Origin of the sequence: Kitasatospora sp. NPDC059599 (genome assembly GCF_042735125.1) — a bacterium.
GTDB lineage: Bacteria > Actinomycetota > Actinomycetes > Streptomycetales > Streptomycetaceae > Kitasatospora.
Map to the genome: position 1 here is coordinate 1 of NZ_JBHWCL010000125.1, position 19,715 is coordinate 19,715.

Annotated in this window: 15 protein-coding genes; 6 read left to right on the plus strand and 9 right to left on the minus strand. The window is 72.5% G+C overall.

The annotated features are described in order from the left end of the window. Nucleotides 1–24: 24 nt before the first annotated feature. Nucleotides 25–2,034: a transglycosylase domain-containing protein gene (locus tag ACFV04_RS32645; protein ID WP_380534428.1), complete on the minus strand. Its 2,010-nt coding sequence runs from the start codon at nt 2,032–2,034 to the stop codon at nt 25–27. A gap of 189 nt (nt 2,035–2,223) precedes the next feature. Here ACFV04_RS32645 and ACFV04_RS32650 point away from each other — a divergent pair, with 189 nt between their 5' ends. Then, nucleotides 2,224–3,333, plus strand: a complete 1,110-nt coding sequence (locus ACFV04_RS32650; protein ID WP_380344410.1) for a hypothetical protein — start codon at nt 2,224–2,226, stop codon at nt 3,331–3,333. A 54-nt stretch (nt 3,334–3,387) separates the two neighbouring features. Here the strand turns inward: ACFV04_RS32650 and ACFV04_RS32655 are convergent, their stop codons facing one another. From ACFV04_RS32655 to ACFV04_RS32690, 8 genes are all read right to left on the minus strand, one after another. Beyond that, entirely contained in the window at nt 3,388–4,287 is a 900-nt protein-coding gene (locus tag ACFV04_RS32655; protein ID WP_380534430.1) for a Gfo/Idh/MocA family protein, read from the minus strand. Between the two features lie 70 nt (nt 4,288–4,357). Beyond that, complete coding sequence (locus ACFV04_RS32660) at nt 4,358–5,029, minus strand: O-methyltransferase (protein ID WP_380344416.1); 672 nt, start codon at nt 5,027–5,029, stop codon at nt 4,358–4,360. Between the two features lie 146 nt (nt 5,030–5,175). After that, nucleotides 5,176–5,844 carry a DedA family protein gene (locus tag ACFV04_RS32665; protein WP_380344419.1) on the minus strand — a complete coding sequence of 223 codons (669 nt, stop codon included), beginning with the start codon at nt 5,842–5,844 and terminating at the stop codon, nt 5,176–5,178. Between the two features lie 368 nt (nt 5,845–6,212). Further along, entirely contained in the window at nt 6,213–6,458 is a 246-nt protein-coding gene (locus ACFV04_RS32670) for a hypothetical protein (protein ID WP_380344422.1), read from the minus strand. Next, nucleotides 6,455–7,612: an anion permease gene (locus tag ACFV04_RS32675; RefSeq protein WP_380344425.1), complete on the minus strand. Its 1,158-nt coding sequence runs from the start codon at nt 7,610–7,612 to the stop codon at nt 6,455–6,457. The genes ACFV04_RS32670 and ACFV04_RS32675 overlap by 4 nt, the downstream gene beginning before the upstream one ends. A 136-nt stretch (nt 7,613–7,748) precedes the next feature. Continuing rightward, complete coding sequence (locus ACFV04_RS32680; protein WP_380534434.1) at nt 7,749–8,660, minus strand: class I SAM-dependent methyltransferase; 912 nt, start codon at nt 8,658–8,660, stop codon at nt 7,749–7,751. Nucleotides 8,661–8,773: 113 nt separating this feature from the next. Further along, entirely contained in the window at nt 8,774–9,637 is an 864-nt protein-coding gene (locus ACFV04_RS32685; RefSeq protein WP_380534436.1) for a spermidine synthase, read from the minus strand. Beyond that, a complete protein-coding gene (locus tag ACFV04_RS32690) occupies nt 9,634–10,605 on the minus strand; it encodes an alpha/beta hydrolase (RefSeq protein ID WP_380534438.1) in 972 nt (323 codons plus the stop codon). The genes ACFV04_RS32685 and ACFV04_RS32690 overlap by 4 nt, the downstream gene beginning before the upstream one ends. 299 nt (nt 10,606–10,904) lie before the next feature. Between ACFV04_RS32690 and ACFV04_RS32695 the strand changes: the two genes are divergently transcribed. From ACFV04_RS32695 to ACFV04_RS32715, 5 genes are all read left to right on the plus strand, one after another. Next, nucleotides 10,905–11,882: an alpha/beta fold hydrolase gene (locus ACFV04_RS32695; protein ID WP_380534440.1), complete on the plus strand. Its 978-nt coding sequence runs from the start codon at nt 10,905–10,907 to the stop codon at nt 11,880–11,882. A gap of 32 nt (nt 11,883–11,914) precedes the next feature. Further along, nucleotides 11,915–13,990: a hypothetical protein gene (locus tag ACFV04_RS32700; protein WP_380534442.1), complete on the plus strand. Its 2,076-nt coding sequence runs from the start codon at nt 11,915–11,917 to the stop codon at nt 13,988–13,990. After that, a complete protein-coding gene (locus ACFV04_RS32705; RefSeq protein WP_380534444.1) occupies nt 13,990–14,973 on the plus strand; it encodes an AAA family ATPase in 984 nt (327 codons plus the stop codon). The genes ACFV04_RS32700 and ACFV04_RS32705 overlap by 1 nt, the downstream gene beginning before the upstream one ends. Beyond that, on the plus strand, nt 14,966–18,193 hold the full coding sequence (locus tag ACFV04_RS32710) for an SAV_2336 N-terminal domain-related protein (protein WP_380534446.1): 3,228 nt from the start codon (nt 14,966–14,968) through the stop codon (nt 18,191–18,193). The genes ACFV04_RS32705 and ACFV04_RS32710 overlap by 8 nt, the downstream gene beginning before the upstream one ends. Before the next feature lie 104 nt (nt 18,194–18,297). Continuing rightward, entirely contained in the window at nt 18,298–19,701 is a 1,404-nt protein-coding gene (locus ACFV04_RS32715) for a selenium-binding protein SBP56-related protein (protein WP_380344434.1), read from the plus strand. Nucleotides 19,702–19,715 lie beyond the last annotated feature (14 nt).

Consider the following 19,715-nt stretch of genomic DNA (forward strand, 5'->3'; position numbering starts at 1 on the left):
TTCCGCGGCCGCCCGGGCCGGCGTCTACCGCCCTCCCGCCGCCTTCATGTAGGACGTCCAGATCCGCGTCGGCAGCGCGGAGTCCGGGGTGTCCGGTGCGGCGCCGCCCACGCCTTCCAGCGGGAGCAGCTTCATGTCCCGCAGGTCCGCCCGGAACACGGTGACCGCCGTCGACAGCTGCCCGTCGTAACCGACGGTCCACCCCGCGGTGCGGTCCGCGGTCGTGCCCGGCTTCGCGGCCAGGCCCGGGCCTGCTTCCGCCACCGCCGCGGCGCTCCCGTTGCGGACCGCGCCCTTGAGCGCCGCGTCCACCTCGCCCGCCACGGGCGCGGGCAACGCCTGTGCGGCGGTCGGCAGTTGCAGGGCGAGCGGGGCGCCGTTGCGGGTGATCCTGAGCACCGAGTAGGGGTCGGTGCGGCTGCCACCGGCGGCGAAGGCGGTGTACGCGTCGGCGGTCCTGATCGCGCTGGGCGTGGAGTTGCCGACCCCGAAGGCGGGCACCAGTTCGCCCATGCTGCCGGGGAGCAGGCCGAGGTCGGTGGCGGTCTTCTGCACCCGGTCGAGGCCGATGTCCATGCCGAGCTGCATCATGGGCCCGTTGACGGACTGTTCGACCGCACCGCGCAGGGTGACCGGCCCCCAGTTGCGCTTGCCGTCGTTGGCGGTCTTGGCGATCTTGCCGTCCCTCCCCCAGTACGGCCCCTCCGGGGTCATCACGTTCACGCCGTTGTCGCCGTTGTAGGGGGTGGCGGGTGTCACCGGGGTCCGGTTGCCGCCGCGTTCGCGTTGCACGCCCTGGCTGAGCCCGGCGGCGTACACCAGCGGGGTGAAGGCCGAACCGACGGGCACGGTCGAGGTGTTGGCGTTGTTGAAGCCCTGTTTCAGGTAGTTCGGTCCGCCGTAGAGCGCGACGATCCTCCCGTCGAGGGCCACCGACGCGGCGCCGACCTTCACGAGCTTGTCGACCTCGCGGTTGTCGGGGTCGAGGCCCTTGGTCGCCTCCTGGACGGCGACGGCGAGCGCCTCGACCTTCGGCTTCTCGAAGGTGGTGACGATCTGGTGGCCGCCGAGGTCCAGCTGGGCCTGGGTGATGTCGCTGTGGGTCTCCACGTAGGACCTGGCCATGTCCACCAGGTACCCGACCTGGCCGCCCAGTCCGGCCGACTTCGGCTGCGGCTTCGGTTCGGGGAACACCGTGTAGCGGGCGCGTTCGGCCGCGGACAGCTGTCCGACCTCGACCATCCGGTCCAGGATCCAGGACCACCGCTCCTCGGCCCGCTCCCGGTTCTCCGGGCTCAGCGCCGGATCGTACTGCCCGGCCCCCTTCAGCAGCGCCGCCAGGAACGCGCCCTCGCTCGGGTCGAGCTGCGAGACGTCCTTGCCGTAGTACGCGGCCGCGGCCCGTTCGATGCCGTAGCTGCCGCGGCCGAACCAGCTGGTGTTCAGGTAGCCGGCCAGGATGTCGCCCTTGGTCATCCGGTCGTCCAGTTTGATCGCGATGACGGCTTCCCGGAACTTGCGCGAGTAGTCCTGGTGCTGGTTCAGGTAGATGTTCTTGACGTACTGCTGGGTGATGGTCGAACCGCCCTGGGTGTCGCCGCCCGAGACCATCTGCCAGACCGCGCGGCCGATGCCCTTGAGCGAGACGCCCGGATCGGAGTAGAAGGTCGCGTTCTCGGCCGCCAGGACGGCACCCCGCACCGGCTTCGGCACCTGGTCCAGTGGCACCTCCTGCCGGTTGGTCTCGCCGACCCGGGCCATCTCGGTGCCGTCCGCCCAGAAGTAGACGTTGTTCTGCTGGGTGGCGAACGCGTTCAGGTCGTCCGGGACCTCGGTCGTCGCGAAGAACCAGGCCAGCCAACCGGTCAGCGGCACGATCACCAGTACCGCGGCGGAGAGCAGCTGCCGCCAGGACGGGAGCCAGCGGCGGATCCGACCCCGGCCCCGGCGCGGGTAGTCGATCCGCCGCAGCGGTCGCCATCGTCGGCGTCCGGGCTTCTCCTGCTCGGCCCCGCCAGCTCGCTGTGCACGCACGGTCCGCTCTCCGATTCGCTCGTGGACCCCCCGTAGGGATAGACGTCACGGGAAGCGTGCCGGGGCCGCAGAAAATCGGTGTGATCATGGTCATATCGCGTGTGACGTCAGGTCAGCCGCCACCGGTCGACGGCCCGGCGGGAGCACACCTCCGGCGCAGCCGGCCCCGCGGACCGCCAGAATGGCGCCATGAGGTTGATCCACACCGTGATCGGTGCGCTGCTGCTCCTGCTGGTCGTCGGCAGCATCCTGCGCACCCTGGTCGTCCCGCGCGGGCTGTACTCGTCCCTGGTGAACCGGCTCTGGACGGTCCTGCGCGCCGTCCTCCGGCTCTCCGCCGCGCCGATCGGCGGCTACCGCGCGCAGGACCGGGCGCTCACCTGGCTGGCGCCGCTGGTCCTGCTGGGCATGCTCACGGTGTGGCTCAGCGGGATGCTGGTCGCTTACACGCTGCTGCTACACGGCACGTCCCAGCTCGACTGGACGGTGGCCATCCGCGAGGCCGGGTCCAGTCTCTTCACCCTGGGCTTCGCGAGCGGGGACCGCCTGCACCTGTCCGCGATCGACTTCATGGCCGCCGCCAGCGGCCCGCTGGTGATCGCGCTGCAGATCTCCTACCTGCCGACCCTCTACGCCGCCTACCAGCGCCGCGAGACCGAGGTGACGCTGCTGCAGTCCCGGGCCGGCGAGCCCGCCTGGGGCCCCGAACTGCTGGCCCGCCAGTCCCTGGTGGACACCGAGACCGCGCTGCCCCAGCTGTACCGGGACTGGGAGCGCCTGGCCGCCGACATCGGCGAGAGCCACTCCAACTACCCGGTGCTGCTGTCCTTCCGCTCCCCCCAGCCGAACCGGAGCTGGGTGGTCGGCCTGATCTCGGTGATGGACGCCGCCGCGCTGCACCTCGCCCTGTGCCCGCGCACGTCCCCGCCCGAGGCCCGGCTGGTCCTGCGCGCCGGGTTCACCGCGATGCGCGACATCGCCCGCTCGCTGCGCGTCGACTTCGACCCCGACCCGGACCCGGACGTCCCGATCCGGCTGAGCTACGCCGAGTTCCTGGGCGCGGTCGCGATGATCACCGCGGCCGGCTTCCCGCGCGAACGCCCGGTCGAGGACGCCTGGGCGCACTTCCACGGCTGGCGCGTCAACTACGAGGCGGTGGCGTACGAACTGGCCCGCCGCAGCGATGCCGTCCCGGCGCTCTGGACCGGCCCGCGCGACTTCCGCGCGCCCGTCATCCCACCGACCCGCCCCACCGACCGCCGCCCGACGGCCTCCGGGCCGCCACTGCCGCCGGTGTGAGCGGCCCGAGCGGCCTCACCGGCCGTCCGGCCCGTCGGGCCCGACCGGCCGGTCTCAGACCTCCACCGGTCCGCCGCCGGCCAGCGAGCGCTCCGCCGCGGCGAGGATCTCCACCACCCGCAGCCCGAAGTCGGCCCCGCACGGGTGCGGCTCACCGGTGGCCGCCGCGGACCGCAGGGCGTCCAGCGCCCGGTGCAGGGCGGCGAGCGGGCCCTCGCCGCGCTCCGGCAGGTGCACCACACCGTGCTCGCCGCGCAGTTCCATGCCCGTCCCGCCCGCCGCGACCGGCGCGGTCAGGCTGAGCGCGAGCGTGCTGGACGCGCCGCCGGCGTGCCGCAGCACCAGGTGCACGGCGTCCAGCGGACCGGCCACCGCCGTCACCTGCGTGACGTCACCGAGCACCGGCAGCAGCACCGAGACCGCGTGCGGGCCGACGTCCCACAGCGAGCCCTTCTCCAGCCGCCACGGCGAGGCCGCGTACGGGCTGGAGCTGCCGGGCGCGAACACCGAGCCGAGCCAGTCCGAGCGGCCGGTGTACCAGCCGCCCCGGGCCGCCTGCTCGTCGAGCCACGGGATCTGCGGGCTGCCGAAGCGCACCGTGAAGAACACCACCGAGGCGACCGCGTGCTCGCGCACCGCTTCGGCGACGGCCCGGGCGTCCGGCACCGTCAGCGCGACCGGCTTGTCCAGCAGCAGGTGGCAGCCGGCCTCGGCGGCGCGCACCGCCAGGCCCGGCTGCACCGACGGGGGCAGGGCGACCGAGACCGCGTCGACGTCGGCGAGCAGCCGGTCCAGATCGGCGTACCCGGGCACGCCGTGGGCCGCGCCCAGGGCCTCGGCCGCCTCCGGGCGGCGGCCCCAGACGCCGGCGAACTCCACTCCGGGGTGGTCCGCCAGCACGGGCGCGTGCACCCGCTCCGCCCAGGGTCCGGTGCCCAGCAGTCCGATCCGCACGATGTCTCCGTTCGTTGTGTTGCCCGGTGGTGCGTGGCGCCCGGCCCCGCACGTGCCCACGGCCCTGGTCTCAGCCCCGCACGCGGGCGAGGGTGAATCCGTCGTAGCCCTTGCTGCCGACCGTCTGCACCGAGGTCGCGGTGACCCGGGGCTCCGCCGCGATCAGCTCGTGCAGGGCGCGGGTGGCGACCACCGCCGGGTCGGTGCTGTCCGCGTCGGCGACCGCGCCGCCGCGCACCACGTTGTCGACGATGATCAGCGAGCCCGGCCGGGTCAGCTGGAGCGCCCGGCGGAAGTACTCGGGGTTGCTCGGCTTGTCCGCGTCGATGAAGACCAGGTCGAAGGGCTCCCCGCCCTGCTCGACCAGCGCGGCCAGCGAGTCGGCGGCCCGGCCCAGCCGGACCTCGGCGACCTCCTCCAGCCCGGCGGCGGCCAGATTGCCCCGGGCGACCTCGGCGTGCCGGGGGTCGATCTCCAGGGTGATCAGGGTGCCGTCCGCGGGCAGCGCCCTGGCCAGCCAGATCGCGCTGTAGCCGCCGAGCGTGCCGACCTCCAGGATCCGCCGCGCGCCCTGGGTCAGTGCCAGCAGGTGCAGCAGCTTGCCCTGGTTGGGGGCCACCGCGATCCTCGGCAGCCCGGCCGCGTCGGCGGCGGCCGCCGCGCCCTCCAGCACCGGGTCGTGCCCGACCAGCTGCTCGGAGAAGTACGCGTCCACGGCGTCCCAGGTCGGCTGCAAGGTCATCGGGCCCTCCGGAGTGCAAGATCGGCAGGTACTCGGCCGATGCTACTCCGGGGGCCCGATGGCTCCGGGGGCGGTCGCCGGTGGCTCTCCGTCGCCCGGTGCGGGGTTCGCGGTCGGTCCGCGGTCGGTCCGCGGTCAGTCGGACGTCACTCCGCGACCGGGGTCTTCGCGACCGTGGCGGCGGCCGCGGCGGCCTCCTCGGCCTCGATCCTGGCGTGCGTCTTCGCGGCCCGGCGCTTCATGATCCAGGCCGACAGGCCGCCGATCACGATCGCCGCCGCCAGACCGGCCCAGGAGAAGCGGGCCAGCCACGGCTCGATGCTCTTGCCCACCTTGTAGACCAGCAGCGTCGTGCCGCCGGCCCAGACCACGCCGCCGAGCACGTTGGCGATCAGGAACTTCCAGTACGGCATCTTCAGCGCACCCGCCAGCGGACCGGCGAAGATCCGCAGCAGGGCGATGAACCGGCCGAAGAAGACCGCCCACATGCCCCACTTCTGGAACGACCGCTCGGCGGTGGCCAGGTGCGAGGGCCCGAAGTGCTTGGGGAACTTGCGTCCCAGCTTCTCGAAGAGCGGCTTGCCGCCCTTGCGCCCGATCGAGTAGCCGATCGAGTCGCCGATGATCGCACCGGCGATCGCGACGCCCGCGACGCCCCACGGGCTCACCACGCCCTTGACCGCCATCAGCGACGCCGTGACCAGGGCGATCTCGCCGGGCAAGGGGATGCCCAGCGACTCGATGAGGATGATCAGACCGACCACGGCGTACACCGCGGTCGGTGGAATGCCCTCGATCCAGGCGTCGATGTGCAAGGCCAGCACCTCCGTGGCAGGTCGGGACCGGCCGCGCTCCCCGTGGAGCAGCGCGCCGGTCCCGGCAGTTGTCCGATGGCGGCACGACGCCGCTCCCCCTCAGGGCAGGGTAACGTGCCGGGCGGCCTGTCCCCCCGGCCGATCCCCGTGGATTTCGACGTGCGGCCGCATCTCATGGTTCCAGGCCGGCCGGCATTTCTTCAAGATTCGGCAAAGTGCCCCTGACCTCGGACGGAGCCCCCTCACACCCCCGTGCCCGGTGCCTCGGGCGGCGGGAACCGCCGCCGCACGGGACGCGGTCCGCCGCGAGGGGCCACACCCCGGAGCGGTACGGACGACGACGCCGACCCGCAGCCGTGACCGCTCGGTCAGCTGTGGTTGACGATGACGGAGATGCCCCAGCCGATCGCCGCGAGCACCGTCGCGAAGATCAGTCCGGCCAGGACGCGGCCGACCGGCCCGGCGGTGGGCCGGTCCCCACCCGGCTCGGTGGCCGGTCCCGGCGGGTTGAGCAGGCGCAGCCCGAGGGCGAACAGCGCGGGCAGGCCTGCGCCGGTGAGCAGGCCCACCACGACGATCCTCCACAACGCGTTCAGGTTGATCCAGGAGTTCACGAGGCCGCCTCGTCCGTGGTGGCGGGCGCCGGGATCAGCGAACCGGTCCACGCGGCGTTGACGTTCTCCGGGGTCACCGCCGGATGGCGGGAGGCGGCGAAGAAGGCGACCGAGGCCAGCACCAGCACGACGAAGATCACCACCACGCCGGCCGTCCCGCCGATCCCGTTCGCGGTCCAGTAGGCCACCGCGCCGGCCACCGCGGAGGCCGGCAGGGTGAACAGCCAGGCCGTCACCATCCGGCGGGCGATCCCCCAGCGCACCACGGCACCCTTCTTCCCGACCCCCGAGCCCAGGATCGACCCGGTGGCCACGTGCGTGGTGGAGAGCGAGTAGCCGAAGTCGGTGGAGCAGAGGATCACGGCGGCCGAGGCCGACTCGGCGGCCATCCCCTGCGGCGACTCGATCTCCACCAGCCCCTTGCCCAGGGCCCGGATGACCCGCCAACCGCCGATGTAGGTGCCCAGGGCGATCGCCAGCGCGCAGGAGACGATCACCCAGGACGGTGCCTTCGCCCCGCTCTGCAGGTTGCCGTTGGCGATCAGGGCCAGGGTGATGACGCCCATGGTCTTCTGCGCGTCATTGGTGCCGTGGGCGAGCGAGACCATGGAGGCCGAGCCGATCTGGCCGAGCCGGAAGCCGTGCCCGCGCGGGCGTTCGGCCACGTCACGGGTGATCCGGTAGACCAGGACCGTACCGGCCACGGCCACGGCGCCGGCGATGAACGGCGACAGTGCCGCGGGCACGATCACCTTGGAGACCAGGCCCTGCCACTTGACGGCCGAGGCGCCCGCCGCCGCGGCCGTGGCGCCGATCACCCCGCCGATCAGTGCGTGCGAGGAACTGGACGGGATCCCGAGGAACCACGTGGTCAGGTTCCACAGGATGCTGCCGGTCAGGCCGGCGCAGACCACGGTCAGGGTCACGTCCTGGCTGTCGACCAGGCCGTTGGCGATGGTTGCCGCCACGGCGGTCGACAGGAACGCTCCGGCCAGGTTCAGCAGCGCCGAGACCGCCACCGCGACGCGCGGCGGGAGGGCTCCGGTGACGATCGAGGTCGCCATCGCGTTGCCGGTGTCGTGGAAGCCGTTGGTGAAGTCGAAGCCCAGCGCCGTGACGACCATCAACGCCAGGACCGCGTTGTTGCCGGTCACGGACCCGAACCTAGCCCGGAGCGGGACGGGCCCGGTCCGGCGACACCCCGGCGCGCCGGGCCACGGGGCGCCGCCATCCCGTCGGACCAACGGGGTCGCACGGTGGTGCCGCTTCGGCCGGGCGGCAGCCCGACGGCTATGACCGCTCGGGCCGCTCGGGCTGTTCGGGCCGCCCTGGCTGTTCGGGCCGCTCGGCGAACTCCAGGACGGTGATCGAGGGACGGCGGGTCGCCAGCGGCGGGATCCTCGTCGCCAGCGGCAGCAGGGCACCGACCAGCCCGCGTCCGCCGGTCGGCCGGACGTCCCGCACCGCGGCCACCGCCGGACTCGCCGTGCCCAGCTTGCCCTGCTCACCCGCGTCCATCGCCCACGGCATCGGGGGCACCTGGTAGCCGCGGATGCGCATCCTGCCGCTGAGGGTGAGCCGGCTGAACCACCGCGGCACGGCGTCCAGCACCATCGAGCCGCCCGGGAACAGTTCGGCGCAGCCCGCGATCAGGGCCTTCACCCGAGCCGGCGGGAGGTACATCAGGAGGCCCTGCGTGGTGATCAGTACCCGACGGCTGCGGTCCACCTCGGCGGCCCACCCGAGCCCGGTCGCGTCGGCGGCCAGGTACCGCTGCCGCGGCCCCGGCGGGAGCAGTTCCTCCCGCAGTGCCACCGACTCGGGCAGGTCCACGGTGAGCCACCGGGCCCGCCCGTTGTCGACCCGCCAGTACTGCGTCTCCAGGCCCTCCCCCAGGCAGACGACGGTGCCGCGCGGCTCCCGCACCAGGAAGTCCGCCACCTCGCGGTCGAAGCAGGCCACCCTCAGCGCCTGGAACTGCGCCTGGGCGCCGCTGGTGCCGAACCGCTCGGCGAACGGGTAGTCGATCCGGTCGACCAGGCCGACGGCCTCGGGATCGTGCAGCACCGCGTCCGGCCGGCGGGCCTCGGCGGCACGCTGGTACAGCGTCCACAGCGCCGTCTCCGGCACCGCCGCCAGCTCGGGCCGCTTCGCCGCCCCGGGTCGTTCCACCGGCTCGGGCCGCTCCGCGCCGCCAGTCATCGCTCGCTCCTTCGACGTGCCCCGCGCGCGTAGCGCGCTCGGTCGTGAACCCGCCGATTCTGACACCCGCCGGACGGACGTGCCCGGCCCGACGCGCGGGCCCGCGGGCCCGGTCAGCCGACGCTGAACGCGCCGTCCGGCGGGGGCGGGGAGTCGGTGGCGTCCGCGTCCGTGACCGGCGCGGTGCGGCCGGCCAGGGCCGCCAGGTCGTCGCCCGCCACCAGCCGGGCCGGGAAGACGTCGCCCGCGAACAGCCGGGCCAGCTCCGCCTCCGGCAGCGGCGCCGACGAACCGGCCAGCAGCACGTTGCCGTACCGCCGTCCGCGCAGCACCGACGCCTCCGCCACCAGGCAGACGTACGGGAACACCGCCCGCACCGTCGCCGCCTGCGCCCGGGCGAACGTCAGCGGCGGGCCGTCCGCCAGGTTGGCCGCGTAGCAGCCGCCCTCGCGCAGCGCGGCCGCGGCGAGGCGGACGAACTCCACCGAGGTCAGGTGCGCCGGGGTGCGCGAGCCGTGGAAGACGTCCGCGACCACCAGGTCCTGCGAGCCCGCCGGGACGTCGGCGAGGGCGGCCCGGGCGTCGCCGACGGTCGCCGAGACGTCCGCGCCGGGCGTGCCACGCCAGGGCAGGTGCTCCTCCACCAGTTCCAGCAGCGGCCCGTCCACCTCCACCACCCGCTGCCGCGAGCCGGGCCGGGTCGCGGCCAGGTAGCGGGGCAGGGTGAGCGCGCCGCCGCCCAGGTGCAGCACGTCCAGCGGGCGGCCGGCCGGGGCGAGTGCGTCGGCGAGGTGTCCGAGGCGCCGGGTGTACTCGAACTCCAGGTGCGTCGGGTCGGCCAGGTCGACGTACGACTGCGGGGTCCCGTCCAGGGTGAGCAGCCAGGCGCCGTTCCGGTCGATGTCCGGCATGAGTTTGGCGAAGCCGAGGTCGGTCCGCCGACCGACCGGCACCGGCTCGTCGTGCTCGGAGGTCACGCGCGGTCCCCGACCGGCCGCACGTCCAGGTAGGCCTCCAGCCAGTGGTCCAGCTCGGCGAAGACCTGGGTGCGGGCCTTCTCACCGGACAGCACCAGGTCGTGCATGCCGCCCTCGATCCGCACGATCGTGACGTGCCGGCCGAGCCTCGGCCCCTGCGCGGCGATGTCGTCGGCGCGCAGCACCGCATCCGCGTGGTGCAGGGCGTTGTGCCACGTGGTGGTGGCGATGGACCTGGTGGACGCCATCAGCAGCACCGGCACGTCGATCCCGAGCCCCTGCCGCAGCCGCCGGTGCCCCTGGTGGATCGCCGACAGCCAGCCCGCGAACAGCGGGAAGCCCTCGGCGGGCTTCAGGGTCAGGTCGAAGTCCCACTCGCCCCGGTGGTCCTTGTGCAGGCTGTGCGTGTAGTGCGGGTTCAGCGTCGACGGCAGCACCCGGGTCGGTGCCAGCCGCCCGATCGCCGTCACGGCCGGCCCGCCCAGGGTCCGGACGGCCTGCGAGGTCGGCATCGACAGGAACGGCGAGTTGAGGAACAGCCCGTCCACCAGGCCGCGGCCGGCGCGCCGCCCCGCCCACAGCGCGGCCACCAGCCCGCCGGTGGAGTGCCCGTTCAGCAGCAGCTGCCGGTGCCCGTCCGCCTCGCGGATGATCCGCACCGCCTCGTCGATCTCCTCGTCGTACTCGGCGAGGCTCTGCACGAAGTTCGGCGACTGGTGCGGGCGCAGCGAGCGGCCGTACTTGCGCAGGTCGAGCGCGTAGAACGAGAAGCCGAGCGCGGCGTAGTGCTCGGCCAGGTTGGTCTGGAAGAAGTAGTCGTTGTACCCGTGGATGTAGAGGACGGCCCGCTCCGCCCCGGGGACCAGCCGCCGTACGAGGGTCGCGCACACCTCGCCCTCGGCGTCGGGGCGGAGGTCCAGCTCCGCCGCCTCGTAGGGGGCACCCAGGATGTCTTCCCGAAACTCCATCGCCGCCGCACCGATCCTCTGCTCCGCCTGCCGGTCCGGCAGGTGACCACCTGTTCCGGCCATGACGATACCGGCCGGTAGCCGGGGCCGCCTCACTGCTCCCCGTCCCACGGGTTGCCCTCGTCGGAAGGAGCCGACCGCCCCTGCGCCGGCTCCCGCCCGACTGCCCGACGGGCGCTCTTCACCGCCGGCGGACTTGGTACGGTTGAGCCCCGTTCCGCCGACGGGCCGAGGGCGGGTCAGCTCCGACCGGGCGCGGCGGTGTGGGCAAGGACTACGGATGGTACGGGGGACGAACGATGGCGGGCACGGACCAGGTGAAGCCCCGGCTTGTGTTCGTGCACGGCATCGGAGGACTCCGCGACCCTCAGCAGGAACTCGCCGAGTGGAAGCGCGAGTTGGCCGAGGGTGCCCGAAAGGCCGGATACGCCTCGGAGATCTCGGCACTGACCATGGACTGGTCCGCCGACAGTGCCTTCGCCTACTACGGCGATCTGTTCGACACCGGCGAGGCTCAGGGCGTCGGCAGCACGGACGAGTTCGATGAGGAGCAGGCGGAGCTGATGCTCGACCTGCTCGGCGACCTCCTGGACGACCTGGCCGGACTGTCCGAGCAGCGGGGCAACCAGCGTCTCGCCCGGGTGCGCGCGCAGGTCCGGGCGGACGGCCAGGGCCAGGGCGTCGGTGCAGCGGGCCGCCACCTCAGTGGTGTGATCGCCGCCGTCGCCGCCGTCCCCGGTCTCAGCTGGGGTGCGCAACGGCTGAGCGCCGGACGGCTGCTCCGCGTCCTGACCCAGCCCGGCCGCTACCTACGGCGGGCGGAGCCGGACGCCACCGGCAGGACGTTGGACCGGCGCGTCCGCGAGCGTGTGCTCCAACACCTGGACCCCACCCGGCCTGCGATCGTCGTCGCGCACTCCCTGGGCACCGTGGTCGCGCTGGAGGCGCTCGCCGAGTACAACGGACCGGTTCGACTCCTCGTCACCATCGGTTCGCCCATCGCCACGCGGGGGGTCGTCTGGCCGCGGTTGGTCCCGCAGCCGCCGGCGACACCGGAGTCGGTGAGCGCCTGGACCGACTTCTGGGACAGCGACGACATCGTCGTCCCGCGCCGCACGCTGGCGAACCTGGTCAAACCGAACACAGCCGGAGTACTCCCCGTCCCACACCCCCTCGAGTCCGCCACGCTCTGGTCGCACAGCGCCAGCACGTACCTCCGGCGCGAGGAGGTCGCGCGGCCGGTGATGAAGGCGCTCGCGGTCCCGGGCCGGCCGTGATCCCGTCGCCGCGGACACCAGCCCGTCACCTCTTGCTGATAGCGACCCAGTCGGACGCGGCAGGAAGGAAGCTGACGAACCTGGAGACGACCGCCGAGGAACTCTTCACGGTCCTCACCGACCCTGCTATCGGGGCCTGCGCCCCCAGCCCCGCCGTCGACACCCTCCACCTGCGGTCGGGTTCGCTGCGCTCGGAACAGGTCGAGGACGCCGTGAAGGCGGCCCTGCGTGCGGCGGGGGACGCCGGGGCAACACTCGTCATTGCCCTTCTCGGGCACGGCCAGTCGCCGCAGTCTGGAGGCCGGCTGCTGTACATGGCCTCCGACAGCGAGGACGGGTGCGCTGACAGGTCGGTGGACGTGTCTGCGCTCCTCTCCCTGGCCTCCGACCACGCCGGCGTCGCGGGAGTCATCGCCCTCCTCGACACCTGCCACGCGGGGGCCGCCCTACCCGACACCGCGTCACTGGCGGGGGGATTCAGCACAGGAAACAAGCGTCTCGCCGTCCTGATGGCCTGCGGTGCGCAGCAGAAGGCCTACGACCTCGATTTCAGCCGATCACTCGGCGCCACCCTGACCCGGGGGCTTCCCGACACCCGCGAGTTCCTCCGGCCCTCGGACGTCAAGCTCGCCATCGCACCCGGACTGATGAAGCAGGATGTCAGGTCATTCGACTACGACGGCGAATCCGACGCCGGCGGTCCGCTGTGGCTCGCGCTCAACGCCCGGCGCGAGGCCCCGCAACCCTCCGGCGGTATCGGATCGATCGGCGCCGACGACCTAAGCCCGGCACTGGCCGCGTGGCCCGGCGCGCCCTCCTCACCACCCGTCTGGACCCGCCAGGCCCTCGTCGACCTCGCCGCGAAGGCGGACGACCCGGCCGGCCGCTGGGCCGCCGAGGTCGCCGACGGTCTGGTCGCGGCGATGGACACGGGCAGTCTCATCGTCGAACTCGCCGGCTCCGCCGTCACCACCCCGCTGCTGCGCCACCTGGCCGCCGAGTTCAACCGCCAGTGGGCGGACCGCCTCGGCGAGCCCGTCCGGCCGCCCGCCGCCCTGACCGGCCGGCCGCTGCTCCAGTACCTCCTCGAACACGCCGCCCTCCGCACGCCGACCACGGACGCCGACTCCACCCTCCGTGCTCTGGCCTGGTACGTCGTGGCCGCGGCCGAGACGCGCGGCGTCGACATCTCTGACGATCGCGTGGCACGCTGGTCCCGCCATTTCGGCGCGGAGATCGCCCTGAACGACGCCCGGGCGCTGCATGCCGAACGCAGCCCGAACGAACGGGCCCGACGCCTGGTCATCAGCCTGCACGCGGCCCCGGTCGACTGGCCCGACTCGCTGTCCGTCTGTCTGCGCACCGGACCGGACTGTACGCACCACGAACACTTCGTGTGCGAGCCAGACCGCACGGGCGTCGAACAGGTCCTGCCCGATGTCATCTCCTGGGCCGAGCAGCTGCTGCCCTCCGGTGAACGTGTACGGGACATCGACCTGGTCGTGTCCGCCCCCGTCCTGCTGAACTGGCGCCCTGAGGAGACCGTGGTCGGACTGCACCTCCTCGGCGTGACCCGCACCGTGACGCTCCGCTGGGCGGGACGGCTCGTCGTCCCGCGCCACCTGCGCGGGATCAACGAGTTCGCCCGCGACCAGTTGAACAGACTCGACCGGGAGTCACTCGATCAGGACGCCCCGGTCGACTGGGTGGACCCGGCCGACGTCACCCCGGGCCAGTTGACCAGGGACCTGCACGCCGGGAGGTACCAGCGGGCTGTCGGGATCGCCGGGCGCCCACCCGCTCCCCGGCTCCAGGACCTGGTCTCGACGTTCCTCCCCTACACCCCGATCCTGATCTGGCCCGGCACGGACGCCCCGCACACCGACCCCGGGCAATCCTGCCTCCACCACCTCTGGGAGGCCCTGCCCGACGGGTTCGGCGAGGCCTACCGACGCCGCTGGCTGAACCAGGACGACACCGCCGACGCGACCGACCCCCACCTCGACCGTCTGGCCGACCTCCGCACCGCCTGGCACGACGCCGACTGGCTCGACTTCTGCGGCCGCTACGCGCAGCACCCCTCCACCGCCGCCCCGAGGAGCACCTGATGTCCTGGAACACCTACTACCGCGGTGACGGCGAACCACGTGAGGTCACGCTCGCGCCCCCGCCACCCTGGCGGAGATTCACGCCCGGTGACCGGCCCCTGGCCTTCCTGCCACCCGAGGGACTCATCGACGCCGTCAACGCCGCTCTGTACCTGCACAGGCCGCTGCTCATCACCGGAAACACCGGCACTGGCAAGTCGACCGTCATCGAACAGGTCGCGGCCGAGCTGCAGCTGGGCCCGGTCCTTCGCTGGCACATCACCTCCCGCAGCACCCTGCCGGACGCCCTCTGCCGCTACGACGCGCTCGGCCACATCCATGCCCTCCGTCTGCAGCAGGCCCACTCCGGCGGCAACGGCGGACGGCGCAGCAGAGTCGCCCGCCTTGCCCGGCACTCCGGACAGGCCGACATCGCCCCCTACCTCCAGCTCGGGCCGCTCGGCACCGCGCTCCTGCCCGGTGAACGGCCCCGGGCCCTGCTGATCGACGAGATCGACAAGAGCGACATCGACCTGCCCGCCGACCTGCTCGACGTCCTGGAGAGCGGACGGTTCGAGATCCCCGAACTCGTCCGCCACCCCCAGCGCGAAGTGCGGGTCCGGGAGTGGGAAGGACCGGCCACCCACCTGGTGGAACGCGGACGGGTGCAGTGCGCCGTCTTCCCATTCATCGTCATGACCAGCAACGGGGACCGGGACCTCCCCTCGCCCTTCCTGCGCCGCTGCATCCGCTACGACATGCCGACCCCGACCGCCGACACGCTTCGCCGGGCGGTCGAGTCCCACCTGGGACTCGCAGATGCGTCCTCGGGACCGGCGGACGACCTCATCACCGGGTTCGCCGCGCGCGTCGCCGGCGGGGAGAGCCTCGCCGTGGACCAACTGCTCAACGCGGTCCACCTCGTCACCGACCAGCAGGCACCAACCGGAAAGCAACTACGCGACCTCCTCGACCTGATGCTGAAGGACCTCTCCAGTGCGTGAGGACCTCCCTCGGCTCGTCGCCACCCTCAGCCGTCTGCTCCCACCGGACACGGACGCCACGGCGGTGGCGGACGTCCTGTGGCTCGCCGCGGCTGAGAGCGGCGGGACCGCTGACCCGGCGGACCTACCGGCGTCCGGTGCGACGCCGAGCGATGCCGGCCAGGCGCCGCGCGACCCGGGCCAGGACACCGATCGGGGACTCCCCGCGCCGGCGGGCCGGTTCGACGATATCGAGGGCGCCGCCGGTGTCCCGTTGTACGAGAGCCTGCCGGCCGGACCCGCATCCGGTCGGAGCGTCCAGGTCGCGGCCGGACGTGCGTTGCCACGCTCCCTCGAACTCGCCCGTGCCCTGAGGCCGTTCAAGCGCCGCTACCCGAAGGGCGCACACCGTGCCCTTGACCTCGACGCGACGCTGCGCGAGTACACCAGGGGCGGCGAACTCGTTCCCGTCCTCGGGCCTGTCCCGGAGGCGTGGTTCGACGTTGTCCTGTTGGTCGACACCAACCCGACCATGGACGTCTGGCGCGACACGATCGACGAGCTCGCCACGCTGCTCGCCGGAATCGGCGCCTTCCGGGGCATCCGCCGGCTGCGGCTCGCGGTCGACGGCGAACCGGCGATCACCGACGGCCGGGGCCGAGCAGTCGTCCGTGGCCGTGTCACCGCCCCCGGCGGCCGGCGGCTCCTCATCGTCCTTTCCGACTGCACCGCGCAGGGCTGGCACCGACCCGACGTGTGGCAGCTGCTGAGCACCTGGGGATCCACGACCTCAGTCGTCCTGCTCAACCCCTTGCCCGGTCGTCTCTGGAGCAACACGGCCCTCGACCTCCCCGCGGTCCGCGTCCACCAGAACGGGCCCGTAGCCCGCAACACAGACCTCCGCTACGAACCGCCGCTGATGACGAGCGCCCTCTTCGGCACGGACCCCGGATGGACCCCGCTGCCCGTCCTCTCGCTCACCCCCCACTCGCTGCACCGCTGGGCGAACGCTGTCATGCGCAGCGCGCCCGTCGGCAGCGACGCCGTCCTCGTCCCCGCCTCCGGGGTCCTCCGGTCCCCGTTCGCCGAACACGCCCCACAAGACCCTCACGACGGCACAGGCACCGCGGCCACCTTCCTGCACACGGCCTCGACGGCCGCCAAAAGGCTGGCCTGCCTGTGCAGCCCGTTCAGCAGCCTCAGCCTCCCCCTGCTCCAGCTCATCCGCCAGGAGGCCGTGCCCGACGCCACCGCCGGCGACCTCGCCGAGCTCCTGACCAGCGGGCTCGTCGACATGCGAACCGCCGCGGACGGCCCGACAGTGCTGACCTTCCACGAAACCGCCCGCGCCGCACTGGCCCCACTCCTCACCCGCCACGACGCCTGGACCGTCCACGCCGCCCTCACCCGGCACGTCGCCGCCCGCAGGCCCCGGGCGGGGACGGGGCTGGCGGCCGTCGCCGTGGACGACGCGGCATCCCTGCCCTCGGAGCTGCGGCCCTTCGCGAGTGCGTCGGCGGAACTGCTGGCGCTGCTGGACGGGAGCCGGCCGCGGCGGATGCCGGAGGCGGAGGTGCCGCTGGGAGACCCCACCGAACCGGACTTGACAGATGCGAGGAAGGATGCAGAGTTCCCGGATTCTCTGCGGAGCGCCGCGCTGCTCATAGGCGTATCGAGCCATCACACGACGCCCGCACTGCCACACGTCCCGCGCATGGTGACCGACCTGGCGGCCCTGCTGTCCTCCTCCGACAGCTGGGGCCTCAGCCCGGATCGGTGCCATGTCCTGCTGGACCCGGGCTCCTGGGCCGAGGCGCTCGAGGCGATCCGGGTCGCCACCCATCAGGCGACCGACACGCTGCTGGTGTACTTCGCCGGGCACAGTTCGCTCATCGGCACCGAGACCCATCTGGTTCTCGGGGACGGCTCGAGCCTCCCGTTCCACCAGTTCGCGGCCGACCTCGGCAGGCCGGGGGCCGAGCGGGTGGTCTTTCTCGTGGATCTGTTCGACGGCGGCAAGGCCGACCCCCCGACCTTCGATCCGGACCGGGTGCCTCACAACCCGACAGTGGAGCTGCTGGTCACTCGGGCCCGCCCCACGGAGCCAGCACGGGGCTTGATCGCCTCAGCGCTACTCGCGGTCGAGGCGACCGGGCTACCGGATGCTCCCGAGACGCTCGAACTGGCCCACATCCGACGTGAAGTCCTTCCCGCCAGGGCCACATGGTGGTTCTCCGGAACCTCCCACGAGACACCACCGCCCGCCATCCTGCACAACCGGCAGGCGCCCGACTACCTCGACCCACACGTCCGCGAGGTCTTCGAAGAGGTGTGCTCCACGCTGCAAACATTCTTGGACGCCCAGTACCCGGCTCAGTCCCACGACAACATCCGCCGGATTCTCCGGGCCCTGATCAGCTTCACCTACGAGTACGTCGCGCAAGGACCAGACGGGCACGCGCCGACCTTGCAGGCGGCTCTGGAAGCCGACCTCCGCAACGCGCTGACTCACGACGTCGCACTGATCAGGAACGGCCACGACGGAGCGGACCTCGCGTGCTCGGAGGTCAGTGGGGCCTTCCAGATCCCGATCGACGTCAGAACCATGCGTCGTCGTGGGCTCTCCGCAGTGGACATCATCATGACCAGGGGATTCTCCGCCCCCTTGACGGTGACGATCGTTCTCGACAAGTCCGGGGGCACGAGGGACCAGCCGCTCTTCAACATCTCGCCCCGGGTCGGCCTGACCGGTGGGGGTTCCCGTGGACGTCAGATCGATCTGGTTCTCCGCGTACCGGTCGTGGAATCGGATCCTGCCGGGCGAACCCTGAACGGGGCCCTGCAGCAAGCCGTGACGCTGGCCTGCGAGGACCTCGCGGGCGGGTCGATCGAGATCAACGACGAGAGCGGTCCGTCCATCCCGGAACTTCCGGGCGCATCCGATGCCACGATTTCCTTCCTCGAACCCGAGGACTCGACGATCGAGTGGCACCACGTGGAGACCTACGACGGCGGCACAGTGGTGGGCGAGGTCAAGGTAATCGCCGAAGTCACTCTGGAAGCGTATCTCCACAAGGCGGACGTGTACCTCAGCGACGCACTGACGATCCTGGAGGAGGTGAACGAACACATGACGGAGGTCTCGGTCACCCTCCTCGCCGAGCTCTCCTTCCACGCCCACATCGACGATCCCGACTTCCAGGTCCAGCTGGAACTCGCGGACATCAAGACGCTCCACTGAACGGGCTCCCGCCCGCGCCTCCCCGCCCCTCCTCGTACGCCTGCTGTGCGCCGGTGGCGATGTGGAACGCTTCCCGCACGGACAAGGCGAGTTGGGGAGTTTGCATGCAGCAGGAGCACAGTGATCCGTCGCTCTACCGGTCGGCGTCCGAGGCGATGGCCGCGCCGCCGGAGAAGCTCGCGTACGTGGCCGGGTTCGACCGGTCGGCCCGGCGGCCGGACGCTCTGCTCACGGTGGACACCGACCCGGCCTCGGCGAGCTACGGGACGGTCCTGAACTTCGCCGAACTCCCGACCCTCGGCGACGAGTTGCACCACTTCGGCTGGAACGCCTGCTCCAGCGCCCTGGCGCACGCCTGCCACGAGAACCCGGAGCGGCGCTTCCTGCTGCTCCCCGGCCTGCGCTCCTCCCGGCTGCACGTGATGGACACCCGGCCGGACCCGGTGCGCCCGCGCCTGGTGAAGACCGTCGAGGCCGCCGAGCTCGCCGCCAAGGCCGGCTACTCGCGCCCGCACACCCTGCACTGCGGCCCGGACGGAGTCTTCCTCTCCTGCCTGGGGACCGGTGCGGGGGCCGACGGGCCGGGCGGGGTGGCGATCCTCGACCACACCACCTTCGACGTGCTGCGCGCCTGGGAGACCGAGCGCGGACCGCAGAACTTCGCGTACGACGTCTGGTGGCACCTCGGCACCAACGTGGGCGTCACCAGCGAGTGGGGCACCCCGTGGATGGTCGAGGACGGGCTGGTGCCGGAGCTGCTGCTGGGCCGCAAGTACGGGCACGCGCTGCACTTCTGGGAGCTGGACTCCGGGCGGCACCTGCAGCGGATCGACCTCGGCGACCAGTACCAGATGGTGCTGGAGCTGCGCCCGGCGCACGACCCGCAGGCGGAGTGGGGGTTCGCCGGGGTGGTGGCGAACGTCGAGGACCTGTCCTCCTCGGTCTGGCTCTGGTACCGGGACGGCCCCGCGTTCACCGCGCGCAAGGTGATCGAGATCCCCGCCGAGCCGGCCAAGGCCGAGGACCTGCCGCCGGCGCTGCAGCCGTTCGGTGCGGTGCCGCCGCTGGTCACCGACATCAACCTGTCGGTGGACGACCGCTGGCTGTACGTGTCGGCCTGGGGGACGGGCGAGTTGTTCCAGTACGACGTCTCGGACCCGTTCCACCCCCGCCTGGCCTCGTCGGTGCGCCTCGGCGGGGTCGCCGCCCGCACCCCGCACCCGGCCGAGCCGGGCCGGCCGCTGAGCGGGGCGCCACAGATGGTGGAGATCAGCCGGGACGGCCGGCGGCTGTACCTGACCAACTCCCTCTACGGCTCCTGGGACGACCAGGTCTACCCGGACGGCATCGAGCCCTGGATCGTCAAGCTGGACGCCGACCCGGAGGCGGGCGGGCTGAGCATCGACGAGCGCTTCTTCCCGCACGGCGCGGACTTCCGGGGGCTGCGCGTGCACCAGACCCACCTCGCGGGCGGTGACGCCTCCTCGGACTCCTACTGCTTCCGCTGACTCCCTTCCCGCAG

Bases quoted from the DNA above. Each gene is read 5' to 3' on its own strand.
- ACFV04_RS32650 (WP_380344410.1), top strand. From the start codon at position 2,224: ATGAGGTTGATCCACACCGTGATCGGTGCGCTGCTGCTCCTGCTGGTC.
- ACFV04_RS32680 (WP_380534434.1), bottom strand. From the start codon at position 8,660: ATGACTGGCGGCGCGGAGCGGCCCGAGCCGGTGGAACGACCCGGGGCG.
- ACFV04_RS32660 (WP_380344416.1), bottom strand. From the start codon at position 5,029: ATGACCTTGCAGCCGACCTGGGACGCCGTGGACGCGTACTTCTCCGAG.
- ACFV04_RS32690 (WP_380534438.1), bottom strand. From the start codon at position 10,605: ATGGAGTTTCGGGAAGACATCCTGGGTGCCCCCTACGAGGCGGCGGAG.
- ACFV04_RS32705 (WP_380534444.1), top strand. From the start codon at position 13,990: ATGTCCTGGAACACCTACTACCGCGGTGACGGCGAACCACGTGAGGTC.
- ACFV04_RS32715 (WP_380344434.1), top strand. From the start codon at position 18,298: ATGCAGCAGGAGCACAGTGATCCGTCGCTCTACCGGTCGGCGTCCGAG.
- ACFV04_RS32695 (WP_380534440.1), top strand. From the start codon at position 10,905: ATGGCGGGCACGGACCAGGTGAAGCCCCGGCTTGTGTTCGTGCACGGC.